This window comes from Colwellia sp. C2M11 (assembly GCF_018860915.1).
GTDB lineage: Bacteria > Pseudomonadota > Gammaproteobacteria > Enterobacterales > Alteromonadaceae > Colwellia.
Genome location: NZ_JAHKQD010000004.1, coordinates 1 through 17,152, shown reverse-complemented (window position 1 = coordinate 17,152; position 17,152 = coordinate 1). Strand labels below are relative to the sequence as shown.

General features: G+C 38.3%; 15 protein-coding genes. All 15 read left to right on the top strand.

Going from position 1 to position 17,152, the window contains the following annotated elements; translation table 11 throughout:
* Positions 1–5 precede the first annotated feature (5 nt).
* Positions 6–935 carry a chemotaxis protein gene (locus tag KO509_RS00835; RefSeq protein WP_215971397.1) on the top strand — a complete coding sequence of 310 codons (930 nt, stop codon included), beginning with the start codon at positions 6–8 and terminating at the stop codon, positions 933–935.
* 39 nt (positions 936–974) lie between these two features.
* Positions 975–1,805 (top strand): protein-glutamate O-methyltransferase CheR, encoded by an 831-nt coding sequence (locus KO509_RS00830; protein ID WP_215971396.1) that lies wholly within the window; start codon positions 975–977, stop codon positions 1,803–1,805.
* A gap of 316 nt (positions 1,806–2,121) precedes the next feature.
* Complete coding sequence (flgB, locus tag KO509_RS00825) at positions 2,122–2,517, top strand: flagellar basal body rod protein FlgB (protein WP_215971395.1); 396 nt, start codon at positions 2,122–2,124, stop codon at positions 2,515–2,517.
* Between the two features lie 2 nt (positions 2,518–2,519).
* A complete protein-coding gene (flgC, locus tag KO509_RS00820) occupies positions 2,520–2,939 on the top strand; it encodes a flagellar basal body rod protein FlgC (RefSeq protein ID WP_215971394.1) in 420 nt (139 codons plus the stop codon).
* Between the two features lie 10 nt (positions 2,940–2,949).
* Positions 2,950–3,636 carry a flagellar hook assembly protein FlgD gene (locus KO509_RS00815; RefSeq protein ID WP_215971393.1) on the top strand — a complete coding sequence of 229 codons (687 nt, stop codon included), beginning with the start codon at positions 2,950–2,952 and terminating at the stop codon, positions 3,634–3,636.
* A gap of 99 nt (positions 3,637–3,735) precedes the next feature.
* A complete protein-coding gene (gene flgE, locus KO509_RS00810) occupies positions 3,736–5,040 on the top strand; it encodes a flagellar hook protein FlgE (protein WP_252727318.1) in 1,305 nt (434 codons plus the stop codon).
* A 233-nt stretch (positions 5,041–5,273) separates the two neighbouring features.
* The gene (locus KO509_RS00805) at positions 5,274–6,047 is read left to right on the top strand and encodes a flagellar basal body rod protein FlgF (RefSeq protein WP_215971392.1); all 774 of its coding nucleotides are present in this window, start codon (positions 5,274–5,276) and stop codon (positions 6,045–6,047) included.
* A 45-nt stretch (positions 6,048–6,092) separates the two neighbouring features.
* Complete coding sequence (flgG, locus tag KO509_RS00800; protein WP_215971391.1) at positions 6,093–6,881, top strand: flagellar basal-body rod protein FlgG; 789 nt, start codon at positions 6,093–6,095, stop codon at positions 6,879–6,881.
* A gap of 45 nt (positions 6,882–6,926) precedes the next feature.
* A complete protein-coding gene (gene flgH, locus KO509_RS00795) occupies positions 6,927–7,634 on the top strand; it encodes a flagellar basal body L-ring protein FlgH (RefSeq protein ID WP_215971390.1) in 708 nt (235 codons plus the stop codon).
* A 70-nt stretch (positions 7,635–7,704) separates the two neighbouring features.
* Positions 7,705–8,787, top strand: a complete 1,083-nt coding sequence (locus KO509_RS00790; RefSeq protein WP_215971389.1) for a flagellar basal body P-ring protein FlgI — start codon at positions 7,705–7,707, stop codon at positions 8,785–8,787.
* Between the two features lie 12 nt (positions 8,788–8,799).
* Positions 8,800–9,882: a flagellar assembly peptidoglycan hydrolase FlgJ gene (flgJ, locus tag KO509_RS00785; protein ID WP_215971388.1), complete on the top strand. Its 1,083-nt coding sequence runs from the start codon at positions 8,800–8,802 to the stop codon at positions 9,880–9,882.
* A gap of 43 nt (positions 9,883–9,925) precedes the next feature.
* On the top strand, positions 9,926–11,914 hold the full coding sequence (flgK, locus tag KO509_RS00780; protein WP_215971387.1) for a flagellar hook-associated protein FlgK: 1,989 nt from the start codon (positions 9,926–9,928) through the stop codon (positions 11,912–11,914).
* A gap of 10 nt (positions 11,915–11,924) precedes the next feature.
* Positions 11,925–13,139, top strand: a complete 1,215-nt coding sequence (gene flgL / locus KO509_RS00775) for a flagellar hook-associated protein FlgL (RefSeq protein WP_215971386.1) — start codon at positions 11,925–11,927, stop codon at positions 13,137–13,139.
* Positions 13,140–13,264: 125 nt separating this feature from the next.
* A complete protein-coding gene (locus KO509_RS00770) occupies positions 13,265–14,716 on the top strand; it encodes a flagellin (protein ID WP_215971385.1) in 1,452 nt (483 codons plus the stop codon).
* A gap of 411 nt (positions 14,717–15,127) precedes the next feature.
* On the top strand, positions 15,128–16,600 hold the full coding sequence (locus KO509_RS00765) for a flagellin (protein WP_215971384.1): 1,473 nt from the start codon (positions 15,128–15,130) through the stop codon (positions 16,598–16,600).
* Positions 16,601–17,152: the final 552 nt, after the last annotated feature.

Genomic DNA, 17,152 nt, shown 5'->3' with positions numbered 1-17,152 from the left:
TTTTTATGGCAGGTATATTAGACTCGGTCAATCAGCGAACACAATTGGTTGGTCAAAATAGATTGGAACTACTACTTTTTAAATTGGTAGGTCGCCAACGTTTTGGAATTAACGTTTTTAAAGTAAGGGAAGTATTACAGTGTCCTAAATTAACCATGATTCCTAAACAAGACTCTTTTATTAAAGGGGTTGCTCATATTCGTGGACAAACTATTTCAGTTATTGATATGAGTAAAGCTATTGGTGGGCCAGCGATAACGCAAACTGAAGATTCTTTTATTATTATTGCTGAATATAATCGTAGTATTCAAGGCTTTCTAGTGGCAGGTGTTGAGCGGATTGTTACGTTAAGCTGGAAAGACATGATGCCACCTCCTGAAGGAACAGGGAAGTCTAGCTATTTAACTGCTGTTACTGAAATTGACAATCAAATGGTTTCTATTTTAGATGTAGAAAAAATATTGAATGAAATTAGCCCTGTTTCAACTGATTTAAGTGATGGTGTTGTTGATAAAAGCGTGGGCGAAGATCTCGGTGAACGAATAGTGATGATAGCGGATGATTCAACCGTGGCACGTAATCAAGTAAAAAGAGCATTAGAGCCATTAGGTATTAAAATGGCGTTAGCAAAAAATGGGCAAGAGGCATTAGATCAACTCATTGCTATTGCTGAAACGTGTGAGCATAGCATTACTGAGAAAGTAGCTTTAATGGTTTCTGATATCGAAATGCCAGAAATGGATGGCTATACGCTAACCGCTGAAGTGAAAGGTAATGAACGTATGGCTAAAATGCCAATTATTTTGCATACATCACTGAGCGGTGTGTTTAACAATGCCATGGTTCAAAAAGTTGGTGCTGATGATTTTATTGCTAAATTTCATCCAGATGAACTAGCAACAGCGGTTAAAAAGTGGCTAAACCATCCATTATAAAAATAGTCACCATATAAAATAAATTAGGAAGTAGTACTAGTGTCAGTAAGACAACTTGACGATAAAAGTTATCATCAATTTAGAGTTTTTTTAGAGCAACAGTGTGGCATTGTACTAGGTGAAAGTAAGCAATATCTAGTTAAAAGCCGCTTAGCTCCGTTAATGAGCAAGTTTGGTGTTAATTCGCTTGGAGAATTAGTGACTCGAACGTTGTCACCCGTAGAGCGACAACTACGAGCTGCAGTGATCGATGCCATGACGACTAATGAAACACTATGGTTTCGTGATGATTACCCTTTTAAGCTATTAAAAAGTAAAATATTGCCCGAATTAGCTCAACGTAAAACGCCTGTCAAAATTTGGTCAGCAGCGAGTTCGTCTGGGCAAGAAGCATACTCTATTGCGATGTCAATTTTAGAGTATCAAAAAAGTAATCCTGGCAGCTTCTCAAGAGGTATACAAATTATTGGTACTGATATTTCAAGTACTATGCTGGAACACTGCAAATATGGACATTATGATTCACTTGCGTTAGCACGTGGTTTGTCTGAAGAAAGAAAAAGACAGTTTTTTGAAAATGGTGATAATGGCATGCTGAAGGTAAAAGATGAAGTGAAAAAAATGGTAAGTTTTCGCCCGCTTAATTTACTTAATAGCTATAGTTTGATGGGACGTTTTGATGTTGTTTTCTGTCGAAATGTGCTGATTTATTTTTCAACAGAAATCAAAACTCAAATAATAAGTCAAATTCATGGCACTTTGAATGAAAGAGGGTATTTGTTTTTAGGTGCTTCGGAATCACTTTCTGGATTAAATGCTGATTTTGAGATGCTGCGTTGTAACCCAGGTATTATTTATCAAAAAAAATAAAAAGGGAATAATCTCCTTTTATTATTAATGTGCTGTAACCACTATAGTTGTGAAATTTACAATAAATAGAAGTTAGATAAACTTCACAACTTAGTATTTACTTAATCTACAACCTGCTATTTCACTGGATATTAACTTTACAAACCACATACTCCCCTCTTATTTATCCCTGCAACATACTTTCATTGCTTAATAATTTTTTATTTACTACTAGTAAGGTCGTTGGCAGCATTTTACTTTCTTTTTAATTTGTATCATCTTTATTGGCATAATTATTGAATGACTCAATGTTAAATATAATTAATGGTGAGTTATTATGGCTATTAGCTTTGATAAAGGTTTTGAACTTCACGCAAAGGGAATGCTTTTGCGATCTCAGCGAGCGGAAGTGATCGCTAGCAATATTGCTAATGCTGATACCCCTGGTTATAAAGCAAAGGGCATGGACTTTCAAAAAGCGATGCAACAAGCTGGTCAACAACAAATTGGCATGAGTAAAACTCACGCTAAACACTTTGATGTGCGTACTGAAATAAATAATAACATTGCTTTTCGCAATCCAGATCAGCCCGATACCGGAGACGGTAACACGGTAGATGTACAAGTGGAACGAAACTTGTATCTAGAAAACACATTAGAGTATCAAGCTGGGGTTCAGTTTCTTAACGGAAAAATAAAAGCCCTGAAAAATGTCATCTCAGGAGGTGCTTAATAATGAGCCTTTTTAACGTATTTAACATCACAGGTAGTGGTATGAGTGCGCAGTCAATGCGTTTAAATACCACGGCAAGTAACATTGCTAATGCTGACAGTGTTAGTTCAAGTGTAAGTGAAACATATCGTGCTAGGCATCCAGTTTTTGCCGCTGCTATGCAAAAAGCTGCCGGGGGACAAGAAAGTAGTGTTGGTGTACAAGTATTAGGGATAGTTGAAAGTAACAAACCTCTAAATGTTGAATACGCACCTGAACACCCTATGTCAGACAAAGACGGTTATATTTATAAACCTAATGTTAATGTTATTGAAGAAATGACCAATATGATTTCTGCGTCTCGTTCATATCAAACTAATGTGCAATTAGCAGAGTCAGCAAAAAACATGTTAACTAAAACACTGCAACTTGGTCAGTCATAAGGAGTAGGAAATGGAAACTGTTAGTGGTACAAATGGCCTTGACTCTCTTTATTGGCAAAAAGAAGAATATGAAACTGCTGATAGTGGTGGCAATGGCATGCTCACGCAGGCTGATTTTTTTGCGTTGTTAACACAAGAGTTAGCAAACCAAGATCCAACCGAACCTGCAGATAACAATGAAATGATCTCTCAAATGACCGCATTCTCTACAACAGACGGTGTAAGTCAGTTGAATGAATCTTTTGCTGGTTTTGCTAGCTCGATGACTTCAAGTCAAGCCTTACAAGCCTCATCTTTGGTAGGTCGAAGTGTTTTAGTTGAAGATAATGTTTTTGGCATGAGCGAAGGCGATTCAGTTCAAGGGAAAATAGTTACTACTGAGGCGGCAAGTAATATCACTATTTACGTTGAAAACGTTGCAGGTGAAATTGTTCAAACGGTACCTGTTGGCGATATGGCTGCAGGTGGTGCCGCCTTTACTTGGGATGGCCAAACGTCTGCAGGGGAAGCCGCAACTACTGGGGCTTATCGTTTTAGAGTTGTTGGTCTTGTTGAAGGACAAGCGTCTGAATTGCAAGCAATGACTTATCGTAAGGTAGATAGTGTTACGCTTGCCGGTTCAAACGGTATTGTACTTAATCTTAATGGTGGTAGTGCGATGAAATTAGAAGATGTAGTTGAAGTTGCAGAAGGTTAATTGATTGGGGTAAAACTCAACAAAAAGATAAATTTTACAGGTTAGCATTAGAATGAAATGTAGCCTAATAAAGCAATGAATTTTTAAGAGGATTAAATTATGTCATTTAATATAGCATTAAGTGGGTTAAACGCAGCACAAAAAGATTTAGATGTTACGTCTAACAATATAGCTAACGTTAATACCACGGGCTTTAAAGAATCGCGTGCTGAATTTGTAGATGTATATGCAACATCTTTATTGTCATCAAGTAAAACAAAAGTGGGTGATGGTGTCTTAACATCTGAAGTTGCTCAACAATTCTCACAAGGTAGTATCGCTTTTACGACTAACTCGCTTGATTTAGCAATAACAGGTAGTGGTTTTTTTGCTACGGTACCAAGTATTGATAGTTTAGAAACATCTTATACTCGTGCAGGTGAATACAAGTTAAATGATAGTAACTTTGTTGTTAACTCTGCCGGCGAATATTTATTAGCATTTGATGTCAACTCAGATGGCTCTTCTTCATCGGTTGCCTTAAGTACTGCATCGCCATTACAAATACCTACTTCATCCGGATCGCCAACAAAAACAAATGAAGTAGACATTAAAATGAATTTACCTGCCGGTGATGATGTTCCTTCTTTTGCTTTCGATAAAGATGATTCACTTACTTATAACAATGCCACGTCGGTTAACATTTATGATTCACTAGGTGATAGCCATGTGATGACCTACTATTTTGTTAAAACGGCGGCAAATAATTGGGATATGCATGTGGCTGTAGATGACCAGTTAGTGGATCTCCCTGGTGGTGTCGATTTGGATGGTGATGGTATAAATAATGCTACTTTAGAATTTGATTCAAATGGCGATTTTATTGGTCAAGTGCCAGCTACCATTACCACTGCGGCACTAGGGGCGGCAGTATTAACGAACGGTGCTGATCCAACTCAAGCGGTAGTCATTGATTTTAATTTAGATACAACGGGTCCTAATGTTAATGAACCAACGCAATTTGCTTCTAACTTTGAAGTGACGTCATTAGAGCAAGATGGCTTAGCGGTTGGTCGACTAACCGGTATTGAGATAGGTACTGATGGCTTAGTAGAAGCTACCTATAGTAATGGTACCGCCACGCCTCTAGCGCGTATAGCATTAGTTAATTTTGCGAATGAGCAGGGCTTAACGCAGATAGGCGGCACGTCATGGAAGGAAAGTATCACTTCTGGTGAGCCAGTGGCGGGTGAAGCTGGCGGAGGCACTTTTGGTGAAATTAACTCTTCAGCATTAGAGCAATCTAATGTGAACTTAACCACAGAATTAATTGATTTAATTTCAGCACAGCGAAACTTCCAAGCTAACTCTCGTTCGTTAGAAGTGGATAATGATTTAAATAATACTATTTTACAAATTAGATAGTTAAGCAGTGATTTTATTTTAACTGTTGTATTATTGAACAAAATTATCTTTAAGCTGCTAGCTCTCGATGACTATGTTATTGGGGGCAGCAGCTTTTTCTTTTATTCTCTTATCTATTTCCTCTATATATTTCTTTTCAAAGTGCAGAAAAACATAGCATAAACTTCTTAATACATCTTTGGCATTGTCCTTGCATTTACTAATGTAACAATTTTTATTTTCTGGAAACCATTATGGATAAGATGCTTTATGTCGCCATGAGCGGTGCCAAACAAAATATGCAGGCGCTAGCAATTAATGCTAATAACCTCGCAAATGCCAAAACTACAGGCTTTAAAGCTGATTTAGCACAAGCGCGAACCATGCAAGCGTTTGGCGAAGGTCAACCAACACGTGTTTTTGCCATGACTGAACGCGCAAGCCAAAATTTTGACTCTGGCTCTTTATTAACGACTGGACGCCCGCTTGATATCGCAATCAAAGGCGACGGTTGGTTTGCTGTACAGACGCCGCAAGTAATGAATAGTGCCGCTGATCCTTTTGGACAAAGTGAAGCTTATAGTAGGCAAGGACATTTACGTTTAACAGAAAATGGCACCTTAGAAACGACCAGTGGTGAAGTTGTATTAGGAGACAATGGTCCTATTATCGTTCCTTTACCGGTTAGCAATATTCAAATCTCATCTGATGGAACTATTATGGTTCAGCCTGAAGGGGCGCCAAGTAGTGTACAGGAAGAAATTGGCCGCATTAAATTAGTTGACCCTGATGTTCGTTTATTAGAAAAAGGCGCTGATGGTCTATTTAGACGTAAAGATGGTCAAGCAGAACTGGCTAGTGTCAATGTACAAGTCCAAGGCGGTGCTCTTGAGTCAAGTAATGTTAATCCTTTGTCTGAAATGACAGACATGATCGCATTACAAAGGCAATTTGAAATGCACTTAAAATTAATGAAAACAGCAGAAGAAATTGATTCAAGCAGTTCTTCATTATTACGTGCATTCTAGTCTTAAAGAAATGCATGAAAGCAATAAAATTTTTAGAGGTGATGTATGAACCCAGCATTATGGATAAGTAAAACAGGTTTAGACGCTCAAACCAAAGATATCGCAGTTATTTCTAATAACTTAGCGAATGCCAGCACTGTTGGTTTTAAAAAGAGCAGAGCAGTATTTGAAGATTTGCTTTACCAAAACATAAACCAACCAGGTGGACGAACGGCTAATGATAGTGAAGCACCTTCAGGTTTAATGCTAGGTGCAGGTACTAAAGTTGTTGCTACGCAAAAAATCCATACGCAAGGCGATATGCTAACAACAGATAATTCGTTAGATCTTATGATTCAAGGTGAAGGCTTCTTTGAAATTTTGTTACCTGACGGTTCATCTGCTTACAGCCGTAATGGTCAATTTACCATGGATGAAGAAGGTAATATGGTTACGCCAGGCGCTGGTTATGCGTTACAGCCACAGATTACTATCCCTGAGGACGCAATCAGTATTGTCATCTCACAAGACGGTGAAGTGTCAGTAACACAACAAGGCCAGGCAGAGCCTGCGGTAATTGGACAAATTAACACGGTTAATTTTGTTAACCCAACAGGGCTTGAGCCAATAGGACAAAACTTATTTACTGAAACCGCTGTAAGTGGTGCTCCACAAGAAGGTATTCCAGGTCTAGAGGGCTACGGTATGCTAGTGCAAGGCGCTTTAGAAACCTCTAACGTAAATACTACCGAAGAGCTGGTGAACTTAATCGAGTCTCAACGTGTTTACGAAATGAATTCGAAAGTAATTTCTGCTGTTGATGAAATGTTAAGTTATATCAACCAACAACTGTAATTTATTTTTAGTTTAAACAGGTAGGAAATAAGGTAGGAGGCAATAATGAAAAACAAACTATACAAATGTAGCTTTAATTTAATTGTAATGATGTTAATAGCGCTGTTAAGTGCTTGTAGTAACACTGTGGAATTAAGTAAAGTCTTACCTAATGATCCTGATTTTGCGCCTATTTTACCTGAGGAAGAAGAAGCAGCAATTATTCCGACAGGTTCGTTATTTAAAGCAAATTACGTTAACAATATTTATTCTGATTCTAAAGCACACCGTACTGGCGATATCATTTCGGTGATCTTAAGTGAAAGTACTCAAGCAAATAAAAATGCGAAAACAGAGCTGAAAAAAGAAAACAGCAGTGAGCTTGATACTGTTATGGGCTTAGGTGGCAATCCATTTACACTTAATGGTAATACATTAGAATTTGGCTTGAATCAAAACTCTAACTTTAAAGGCGATTCAAAAGCTGATCAGGGTAATAGCTTAAGTGGTGATATTTCGGTACATGTTTTAAAAGTTCTTCCTAACGGTAACTTAATGATACGTGGAGAAAAATGGCTTACGTTAAATAATGGCGATGAATACATCAGGTTAACAGGTGTTATTCGTCCTAAAGATATCAATTCAAACAACACTATTTTATCAACCAAAGTTGCTAATGCTCGCATTCAATATGCTGGTACTGGTAGTTTTGCCGATGCCAACGAGCAAGGTTGGTTAACTAAATTCTTTAATAGTTCATGGTGGCCATTATAGGTGTGAACTATCCTGCTGAGCTATGAAAAATTTGTCAGTAGATAATCCTATAATTAAAAAAGGTAATATTATGAAAGCAGTATTTACAATTATCATTATGTTGATGGCCTTTTCCAGTCATGCGCAGCGTATTAAAGATTTAACTGATGTTGCAGGCGTACGATCTAATCAACTTGTTGGTTATGGATTAGTGGTGGGGTTACCGGGGACAGGTGAGCAAAGTCCTTTTACCGAGCAAAGCTTCAAAACAATGTTAAGTAATTTCGGAATTACTATGCCTGAAGATCTTAAACCAAAGATTAAAAACGTCGCTGCTGTCGCTGTTCATGCAGAATTAACAGCTTTTGCCAAAGCAGGACAAACTATTGATGTAACTGTTTCCAGTATGGGGAGTGCCGAGAGTTTACGTGGTGGTACATTATTACAAACCATGATGATGGGGCTTGATGGTAATGCTTACGCTGTCGCACAAGGCAGTTTAGTTGTCAGTGGTTTAGGCGCTGGTGGTCTTGATGGTTCAAAAATATTAGTAAATACACCAACTGTAGGGCGTATAGCCAATGGCGCGACAGTTGAACGTGAAATTAAATCACCTTTTTCAATGGGGGATCATATCACTTTTAATTTACATAAATCAGACTTTACCACGGCCAAACGACTGTCTGATACTATTAATGATCTTATTGCGGGCTCAGCAAAAGCAATTGATGCAACGTCGGTACAAGTAACAGCACCAAGAGATATTGCTGACAGAGTTAGTTTCTTGTCGGTATTAGAAAATTTAGAATTTGAACCTGCATCACCTGCCGCTAAAATTATCGTTAATTCTCGTACAGGCACTATTGTTATTGGCTCTGAAGTTCAATTACTTGCTGCGGCTATTACCCATGGTGGTATTACGGTTACGATAAATGAAGTGCAAAATGTCGTACAACCAGGGGCTTTTGCCGAAGGCGAAACTGCAATTGCTAACGAATCTAGTGTTAATGTTACACAAGAAGATGCACGTATGTTTGTCTTTGATCCGGGCGTATCGCTTGATACCTTAGTGAGAGCCATAAATGAAGTTGGTGCGGGGCCAGGCGATGTTATGGCTATTTTAGAAGCGTTAGATCAAGCGGGCGCTATTCGTGGCCAGCTTATCGTTATTTAACGGTAGAAACTTATGGCTGATAATCTAATTAACTCCTCTAACTTTGAGCAATCGAGAAACTTTTTAGAGCTGAATGGCTTGAATGCTATTCGTCAACAGTCTAAAGAAACTGATGGTGACAGTAAAAAAGCAGCTTTACAAGAAGCCGCACAGCAGTTTGAAGCAATTTTTATGCAAATGCTACTGAAAAGCATGCGTAAAGCACAAGATGTGTTGGAGTCTGACAGCCCTTTTAATTCTGAGTCAACTAAGTTTTATCGTGATATGAGCGATCAACAAATGGCGGTTGAATTATCTTCAAATGGCTCATTAGGTTTAACCGATTTAATTGTAAGACAGTTAGGTGGTGGAGATGATAATTTCACCCCAAGGACAGTATTACGTAATGATGCTAATCTTGAAAATATAAATTTAACGCGTGAACCTGCTAGTACTCATTTACCCAATGCTAATCCTTTTGCAATATTCTCTGAAGATAATCAATCTGCTGGAAGTAAATCAACCTCAAATCTAGCGACACAAACATCAAATGATAGTTTGAGCCAAGCGCCATTTAGACCATTAAAAATGACGACAGAGGGACCATCAGGTGACGATAAAAGCGTCAATTTTTCAACGCCATCGTTTGCCGAGCCCAAAGATTTTGTTACTGCTTTAATAGAGCCAGCAAAAAAAGTAGAAGAAAAGATAGGTGTGCCTTTCCAAGTTATTATTGCTCAAGCCGCACTTGAAACTGGTTGGGGACAAAAGATAATTAAAGATCAGCAAGGCAGTAGTTCAAATAATTTATTTAATATAAAGGCTGATAATCGCTGGGATGGCGAGCATATTCAAAAAGATACTTTAGAATTTGAACAAGGCGCCATGGTAAAAAAATCAGCACCATTTAGAGCTTACGAATCGCTTAATGATAGTTTTAATGATTACGCTAATTTTCTGACCAATAACGACAGATATCAAGGTGCATTACAAAATTCTGGCAATGTGGAGCACTTTTTGCAAGGTTTACAGCAGGCAGGCTATGCGACCGATCCACAATACGCCAATAAAATAATGGCAACGCTTCGTACAGTCTCAAATTTAATCACCAAATAAATATAAATCGTAGGCTACTACGGTAAATGTTGAGACTATCATTATGTCAGTAAGTTTATATCAAAGCGGCGTGAGTGGCTTGTCAGCAGCCCAACAACAGTTGGCTACTACAAGTAATAACATTGCTAATGTAAATACTGAGGGCTATAACCGACAGCGTGCTGAACAAAATGCATCAATGGGGTTAGTCACCGGTGGTAATTACATTGGTACTGGTACTTATGTTCAAGACATTACCCGAGTATACGATGAATTCTCGTACAAAGAACAAACGCTTAGTCAAAGTAATTTAAGTAACGCTGATTTATTTGATAGGCGTTTAACACAGCTTGATCAAATTATGAATACCGGCGGTGGCGCTGTTGTTACTTCTTTAGAAAACTTTTATCAAGCAGTTAATAGTATTGCAGATAATCCTGGCGATGCTGGTTTACGTAGCATAGTACTTAATCAAGCCAATATCTTAAGTAACGATTTTAATGAGCTGAGCAATACTTTTGATAAAATGACAGATGCAGTAAATGGTGAGATTGCACAAGTTGCGACTAGAATCTCTGAGATTTCATATGAATTAGCTAAGTTGAATGAAACTATGGCGCATTCACAAGGTGTCTCAGGTCAACCTAATGACTTACTTGATAAACGCGATCAGTTAATTACAGAGCTAAGTAGTTATACAAACGTGAGCACTATTGAAGATCAATATGGTGTTCAAACGGTAATGATTGGCCAGGGTACAACGTTAGTGGCAGGAATTACTCCTTTCACCTTAGAAGTAACCGTAGGTGATCCTGATGTAAAGCAAACACAGATAAATTTGGTGCGAGGTGATAGTAGTGTATCGCTTGATGCTCAAAAGTTAGGTGGCTCATTAGGGGCTAATTTTGAATTTAGAGATGAAGATTTAAGAGAGATAGGAGTAGAAATTGATCGTTTAGCTATGGCCATTTCTTCAACATTGAATGACACGCAAGCCAGTGGTTTAGATTTAAATGGTCTGCAAGGTGCCAACATGTTCACTGACATCAATACTACTCAGCTACAGCAAAGTAGAGTGTTATCGCCTTCTTCTAATACCGGTACAACATCAGCACAAGTTACTATTAATGACGTGTCATTAGTAACAACTGATGAGTTTGAAGTACGTTTTGATGGTACTGATTTTACAATACACAATTTAACTACAGGTGGTAGCGAAAATTTAGGCCCTCCAGGTGGGGGAACCCCTGCAGGCACACATACCCCGACTAATCCAGATTATGGTTTTTCATTTGTGGAAACTGGTACACCGGTTGCTGGAGATGTGTTCATTATCGAGCCAACAAGAAATAGTGCGGCATTAATGCAAACAACACTAACTGATGGTACAGGCATTGCTGCAAGTAGTGCCGTTGCTGTTACAGCAAGTACTAATAACGTTAGTGATGGCACAATAGCAATAACCAATGTGATAGACCCAGAAGTTGCGAGAACTTACGACGTCACCGTTGATGTTTATGAAAGTACACCTGGTACTTTTAGCTATCGTGTTTATGACAGTAGCACACCACCACCTGCACCTACGATTGCTTCAGGTAGTTATGTTGCTGGTGCTAGTGCAACGGTTGATATTCCGTCAGGCTCACCTGTTTTTCAAATTGAAATTACAGGAGACCTTGCTGGTGAAGGTGTTAATGCTCGTGAAACCTTTACGATAGGTGATGCATTTGGTGTTGGTAATGCTACACACGCTCTTGCTATGGCAAAAACACAAGAAGAAGGGGTTACTGACGGAGGCGAAGAAACTTTTAGTCAAAGTTTGGCTACGTCAACTGCTGTTGTTGGGGCGAAAGCGAGTAATGCAGAATTAGTCGCAGATACTGCGCAAGCATTATACACACAAGCTTATAATAGAAACCAAGCAACATCAGGCGTTAACCTTGATGAAGAAGCCGCTAATCTTCTGAAATTTCAACAGGCTTATCAAGCGGCATCACAAATAATTACTACGGCAAATACTATTTTTGACACCATTTTAGCTGCCGTAAGGTAAGGAGTTTTTCATGCGTGTATCTACAGCTCAATTTTACTTTCAAAGCTCTCAGATGATGAGCCAAAAAACATCGGAAGTAAGTGATCAAATGGCACATATATCGAGTGGTTTACGTGTACATACTGCGAAAGATGATGCGGTTTCTTATGGCACATTATCAGGTTTGAAAGATGATTTAGCTAATATTGATAAATATAAACGTAATATTATTATGGCTGAAAGTGACAATAACTTACAAGAAGTTGTTTTTGCTGATGCCGAGCTCGTGTTAAACCGAATAACAGAAGATCTGTTATTGGCTAATAATGGTCGTATGTCTACTGAAGACTTACAAACGTTAGCAAATCAATTAAAAGATAGTTTTGATCAATTACTTGATATCGCTAATACACAAAATGAAAATGGAGACTATATATTTGCAGGTTTCCAGAATAATTTACAACCTTTTAGTCAAAATACTGACGGCTCGGTTGTTTATAGTGGCGACACCGGTATAAATGAATTGCAAATATCTAAAAATATTACCATAGAAACCAATCAAACCGGTGATGCAGCTTTTTTAAACATTGCAAATGCTATTGGTGACTTTACTGCTGATTATACTACGAATACTTCAGGAGTCGCTGTTGAAAGTGCCAAAGTTGCTGATCGCAATCTATATAACGCAGCGGTTACACCACATGATTATACTTTCTCTTTTGATGCCGTTACCAATGATTTAACGGTAACAGATAGTAGTGGCGGCATTGTTTTTCCTGCTGCACCTTATACTGCGGGGCAAACTATTACCTTTGATGGCGTTGACGTAACGTTAAGCGGCAATCCATTGCCGGGTGATAGTTTTGTTATTAGCGAAGAAGAAGAGATTAGTATTTTTGAAACCATTAGCGGTGCCATTGAGTGGATGGAACGTGGTGTGGTATCAGATGATCAAAACCCGGAGCAACATCAAGTAGATTACAGCACATTACTTACTCAAGTTAATTCAGCTACAAGTCATATGACTTCTAGACGGGTAGATGCTGGTGTTCGTTTGCAAGTGCTTGAAACTCAAGAAAACAGGCATCTAGATACTGAGTTGGCCACAACGACAAATTTAGGGCAATTGCAAGATTTAGATTACGCAAAAGCTATCTCAGAATTTGAGCAATCACAAATAGCCTTGCAAGCTTCTCAGCAAACGTTTACCACTGTGCAAGGTCTAAGTTTATTTAACTATATTTAATTAAATATATTAATTTTTTAAAACTGGCATTATTTATGCTTCATTCTTAATCAATAATAGAAAGTACCAGTAAGAGGCTTGCAGTACAAGCTTCTAATAAATAATTGACACATTAGGAGTTTATTATGGCTTTATCAGTAGTCACGAATACAGCATCAATTAATGCACAACGTAACCTAACTAAATCTGGCGATGGACTTGCGACTTCAATGCAGCGTTTATCTTCAGGTATGCGTATTAACAGCGCTAAAGATGATGCTGCGGGGATGCAAATTGCTAATCGTTTAACGTCACAAGTAAATGGTTTAGGTGTAGCACAACGTAATGCTAACGACGGTATTTCAATGGCGCAAACCGCTGAAGGTGCGATGCAAGAGTCGTCAGCTATTTTACAGCGTATGCGTGATTTAGCCTTACAATCAGCAAATGGTTCGAATGGCGCTGAAGATAGAGCAGCCCTGCAAAAAGAAGTAGGTGCGCTACAACAAGAATTAACTCGTATAGCTGAAACGACTAAGTTTGGTGCTACTAGTTTACTTGATGGTAGCTTTGGTACGAAACAATTTCAAGTTGGTGCCAATGCCAATGAAACTATTAATGTTTCTTTAGGAAATATGGCAGCTGATGCGATTGGTGCTTATGAAGTTAATGATTCTGCAACTGTGCTAGGTAATGCGGCTACTGCAACAGGGCTATTATCGGCAACTACAGGCGCTGTTGCTACGGCAGATTTAAACATTAATGGTACTGATATTCCTAATGCTGGTGTAACAGGTAAAGGTGCTGCGGACATAGCGGATACGATTAATGACGCATCTGCAGGCGTAATAGCTACTGCTAAATTAGATGTAACCCTTGCGGGCTTAACTTCAGCTGATGATAGTACCTTAACTTTTCAAAAAGCAGGTAGTGCTGTAGATACCTATGAATTAGCAAGCTTTGGTGGTGATTTAGATCGTCTAGCTGAAGAGATGCTAGCGGATGGGTATGATGCCATTGTTGAAGGTGACACTTTAGTCGTTAAAGCAACAGACGTTGATGGTATTCAAATGTCGGGTACCGCAGGTACAGCAACATTAGCAAATAATGCTACTGGTGGTGCTGCTGTAGCTGGTGGTGCAACTAATAATGATATTAGTATATCATCTACGTTAACGTTATCATCATCTCAAAAAATTGGTATGTCGGGTACTGATGTTGATGACATTATGGCAGAAGGGACAACTATAACGGCTACTGGTGGAACAGGCGTTCTAACAACTGTAGAGGACCTTGATATATCAGGAACGACTTCTGCAGGTGCACAAGATGCAATAACCGTAATTGATGCTGCTTTAGCACAAATTGATAGTTCACGAGCCGCTTTAGGTGCGGTGCAAAACCGTTTTTCTCATACTATCAGTAATTTAGCTAACGTTGCAGAAAACGTATCAGCATCACGGAGTCGTATAGAAGATACTGATTTTGCCGCAGAAACAGCGACCATGACTAAGAATCAAATACTGCAACAAGCGGGTACAACTATGTTGTCACAAGCTAACCAAATACCTCAAGCTGCCTTGACATTACTCGGATAATATTGATGTTATTCCTATACAATTGTGAGTATTTAAAACTATAAATTAGCAGTTTATTTGATTTATTTATTGAAAGGAAACCTTATAAGGTTTCCTTTTTTTGCTTTATTTGATAGCAAAAAATAATCAAAATATACTTAATTATTCATGACTTGCCAATTATTTGACTTTAATAACCGTCAGATAAGAGTATTCCATACATACCAATCTAATATGCTTTTATTTTCTAATAATACCTGCGCATACTGTTGTTTTTTATGTGTTTTATTTTTTGTTTGTCACCTGAGCTAAGGTTGGCTTACTTCTTGAATTACTTAAATAAAGAACAAAAGTAAGTACGTTCAGTAAATAAAAAGGTAAGGAGGCTTTTACTATTAATAAGCTTCTAACGATAATTAGTAGGAGTTTATTATGGCTTTATCAGTAATCACAAATATTTCATCACTTAACGCCCAAAGAAATCTAACTAAATCAGGTGATGGCTTAGCAACATCTATGCAACGTTTATCTTCAGGTATGCGTATTAATAGCGCCAAAGATGATGCGGCTGGTATGCAAATTGCTAACCGATTAACGTCACAAGTAAATGGTTTGGCGGTAGCTCAACGTAATGCTAACGATGGTATTTCAATGGCGCAAACTGCTGAAGGTGCAATGCAAGAATCATCAGCTATTTTACAACGGATGCGTGATTTAGCTTTGCAATCAGCGAATGGTTCAAATTCTTCAGATGATAGAGATTCATTACAAAAAGAAATAGGGGCTCTACAACAAGAGCTGACACGTATCGCTGAGACGACAAAATTTGGTACAACGAGTTTGCTTGATGGTAGCTTTGGCACTAAGCAATTTCAAGTAGGTGCTAATGCGAATGAAACTATCAATGTTACTTTAGGTAATACAGCTGCAGATGCTATTGGTGCTCATCAAATTAACGGGGCTGGTACCTCAGCTACGGCAACAAATAATATCGGTGATGCTGAAGCGTCTTTATTAGCAGCTAATATGGGAACATCAGGAGATACTTGGAATATTAATGGGACAGATGTATCTTTTAATGGTGGTGATGGTGCTTCTACTATCGCTGCAAATATTAATGATGAATCCACAGGTGTGACAGCTCAAGCTGTGTTAACCACTCGCATACAGGGCTTATCCGCTTCCGATTCAGGCACATTTAACATTTATAAGGAAGGTGCTATTGAAGATACATTTGAGCTAGCTTCATACGGTGGTGATATGGAGCGCCTTACTGAAGATCTACAAGCGGCTGGTTACAATGCTGTATTTGATCAAGATTTAAACTCTGGATCTGGTGGTATAGATGTTATCGCAACAGATATCGATGGTTTTGAGATTACCGCTTCTCCTACGGGTACTGTAGAAATGGGGCCGGCAGGTGCTTTACTAGCATCAGGAACTGGCGCTTTATCCCACTCTGCAGAACTGCATTTATCATCAGCAGAAAAAATTGGTATCTCAGGTACTACTGTTAATGAAATTCTTGGGCAGGGTTTTGATGGTAACAATATTGCAGCTAGTGGTGGGGCAAGTGCTTTAAATTCGGTAGAAGATATAGATATTTCAGGTGTTACTGCAGTTAACTCTCAGGCAGCTATTGAAGTTATAGATGCTGCATTAGCACAGATAGACTCGAACCGCGCGGGCTTAGGTGCGGTACAAAATCGCTTCACGCATACTATTAGTAACCTAGCGAATGTTCAAGAAAACGTTTCAGCGTCTAGAAGTCGTATTCAAGATACTGACTTTGCACAGGAAACAGCTGTAATGACCAAAAACCAAATACTACAACAAGCAGGCACCACTATTTTAGCGCAAGCGAATCAGATACCACAAGCGGCGATTAGTTTACTAGGTGGATAAGTTAAATAGGGAGATGCATTAAAATATTGTAGAAGGGCTAGGTTTGACAAACTTAGCCTTTTTAATATTCGTCGTTCCGTAGTTGTAAAGCCTATCATTCCGTAGATTACTTAATACGGAATCCCACGCGTGTGGTCGTATAATCTGTGAAATATTGAACCGAAAAGACTACGTAGTATAACGATTAAGATTCTAAATCGAGTTCAGAATGACAAGTGAGAGTTTAGGCGGAAAAGAACGCCGTCATTCTTAGGTGGCTTAATACAGGATCTGATAATAACAATTAATAAAATAATACATTCCGAATAAAAATTAAATTATTTATCTTTATTTAACAATGTATTAATTCCTTATTTGTTTTTTTATCATTTTTTTCATAAAAAAAAACATCAAGTTAATTTTAGCTCAGCCGTTAACATATTTAGTACAGAGCTGCTTTGGTTAATTTGTTTGTAACTTTCTTATGGGTTAATTAACAGCTTCTGGTTAATACAACTAACTAAATCATTACATTATGTAATCAGGAGTTCATCATGGCTTTATCAGTAATTA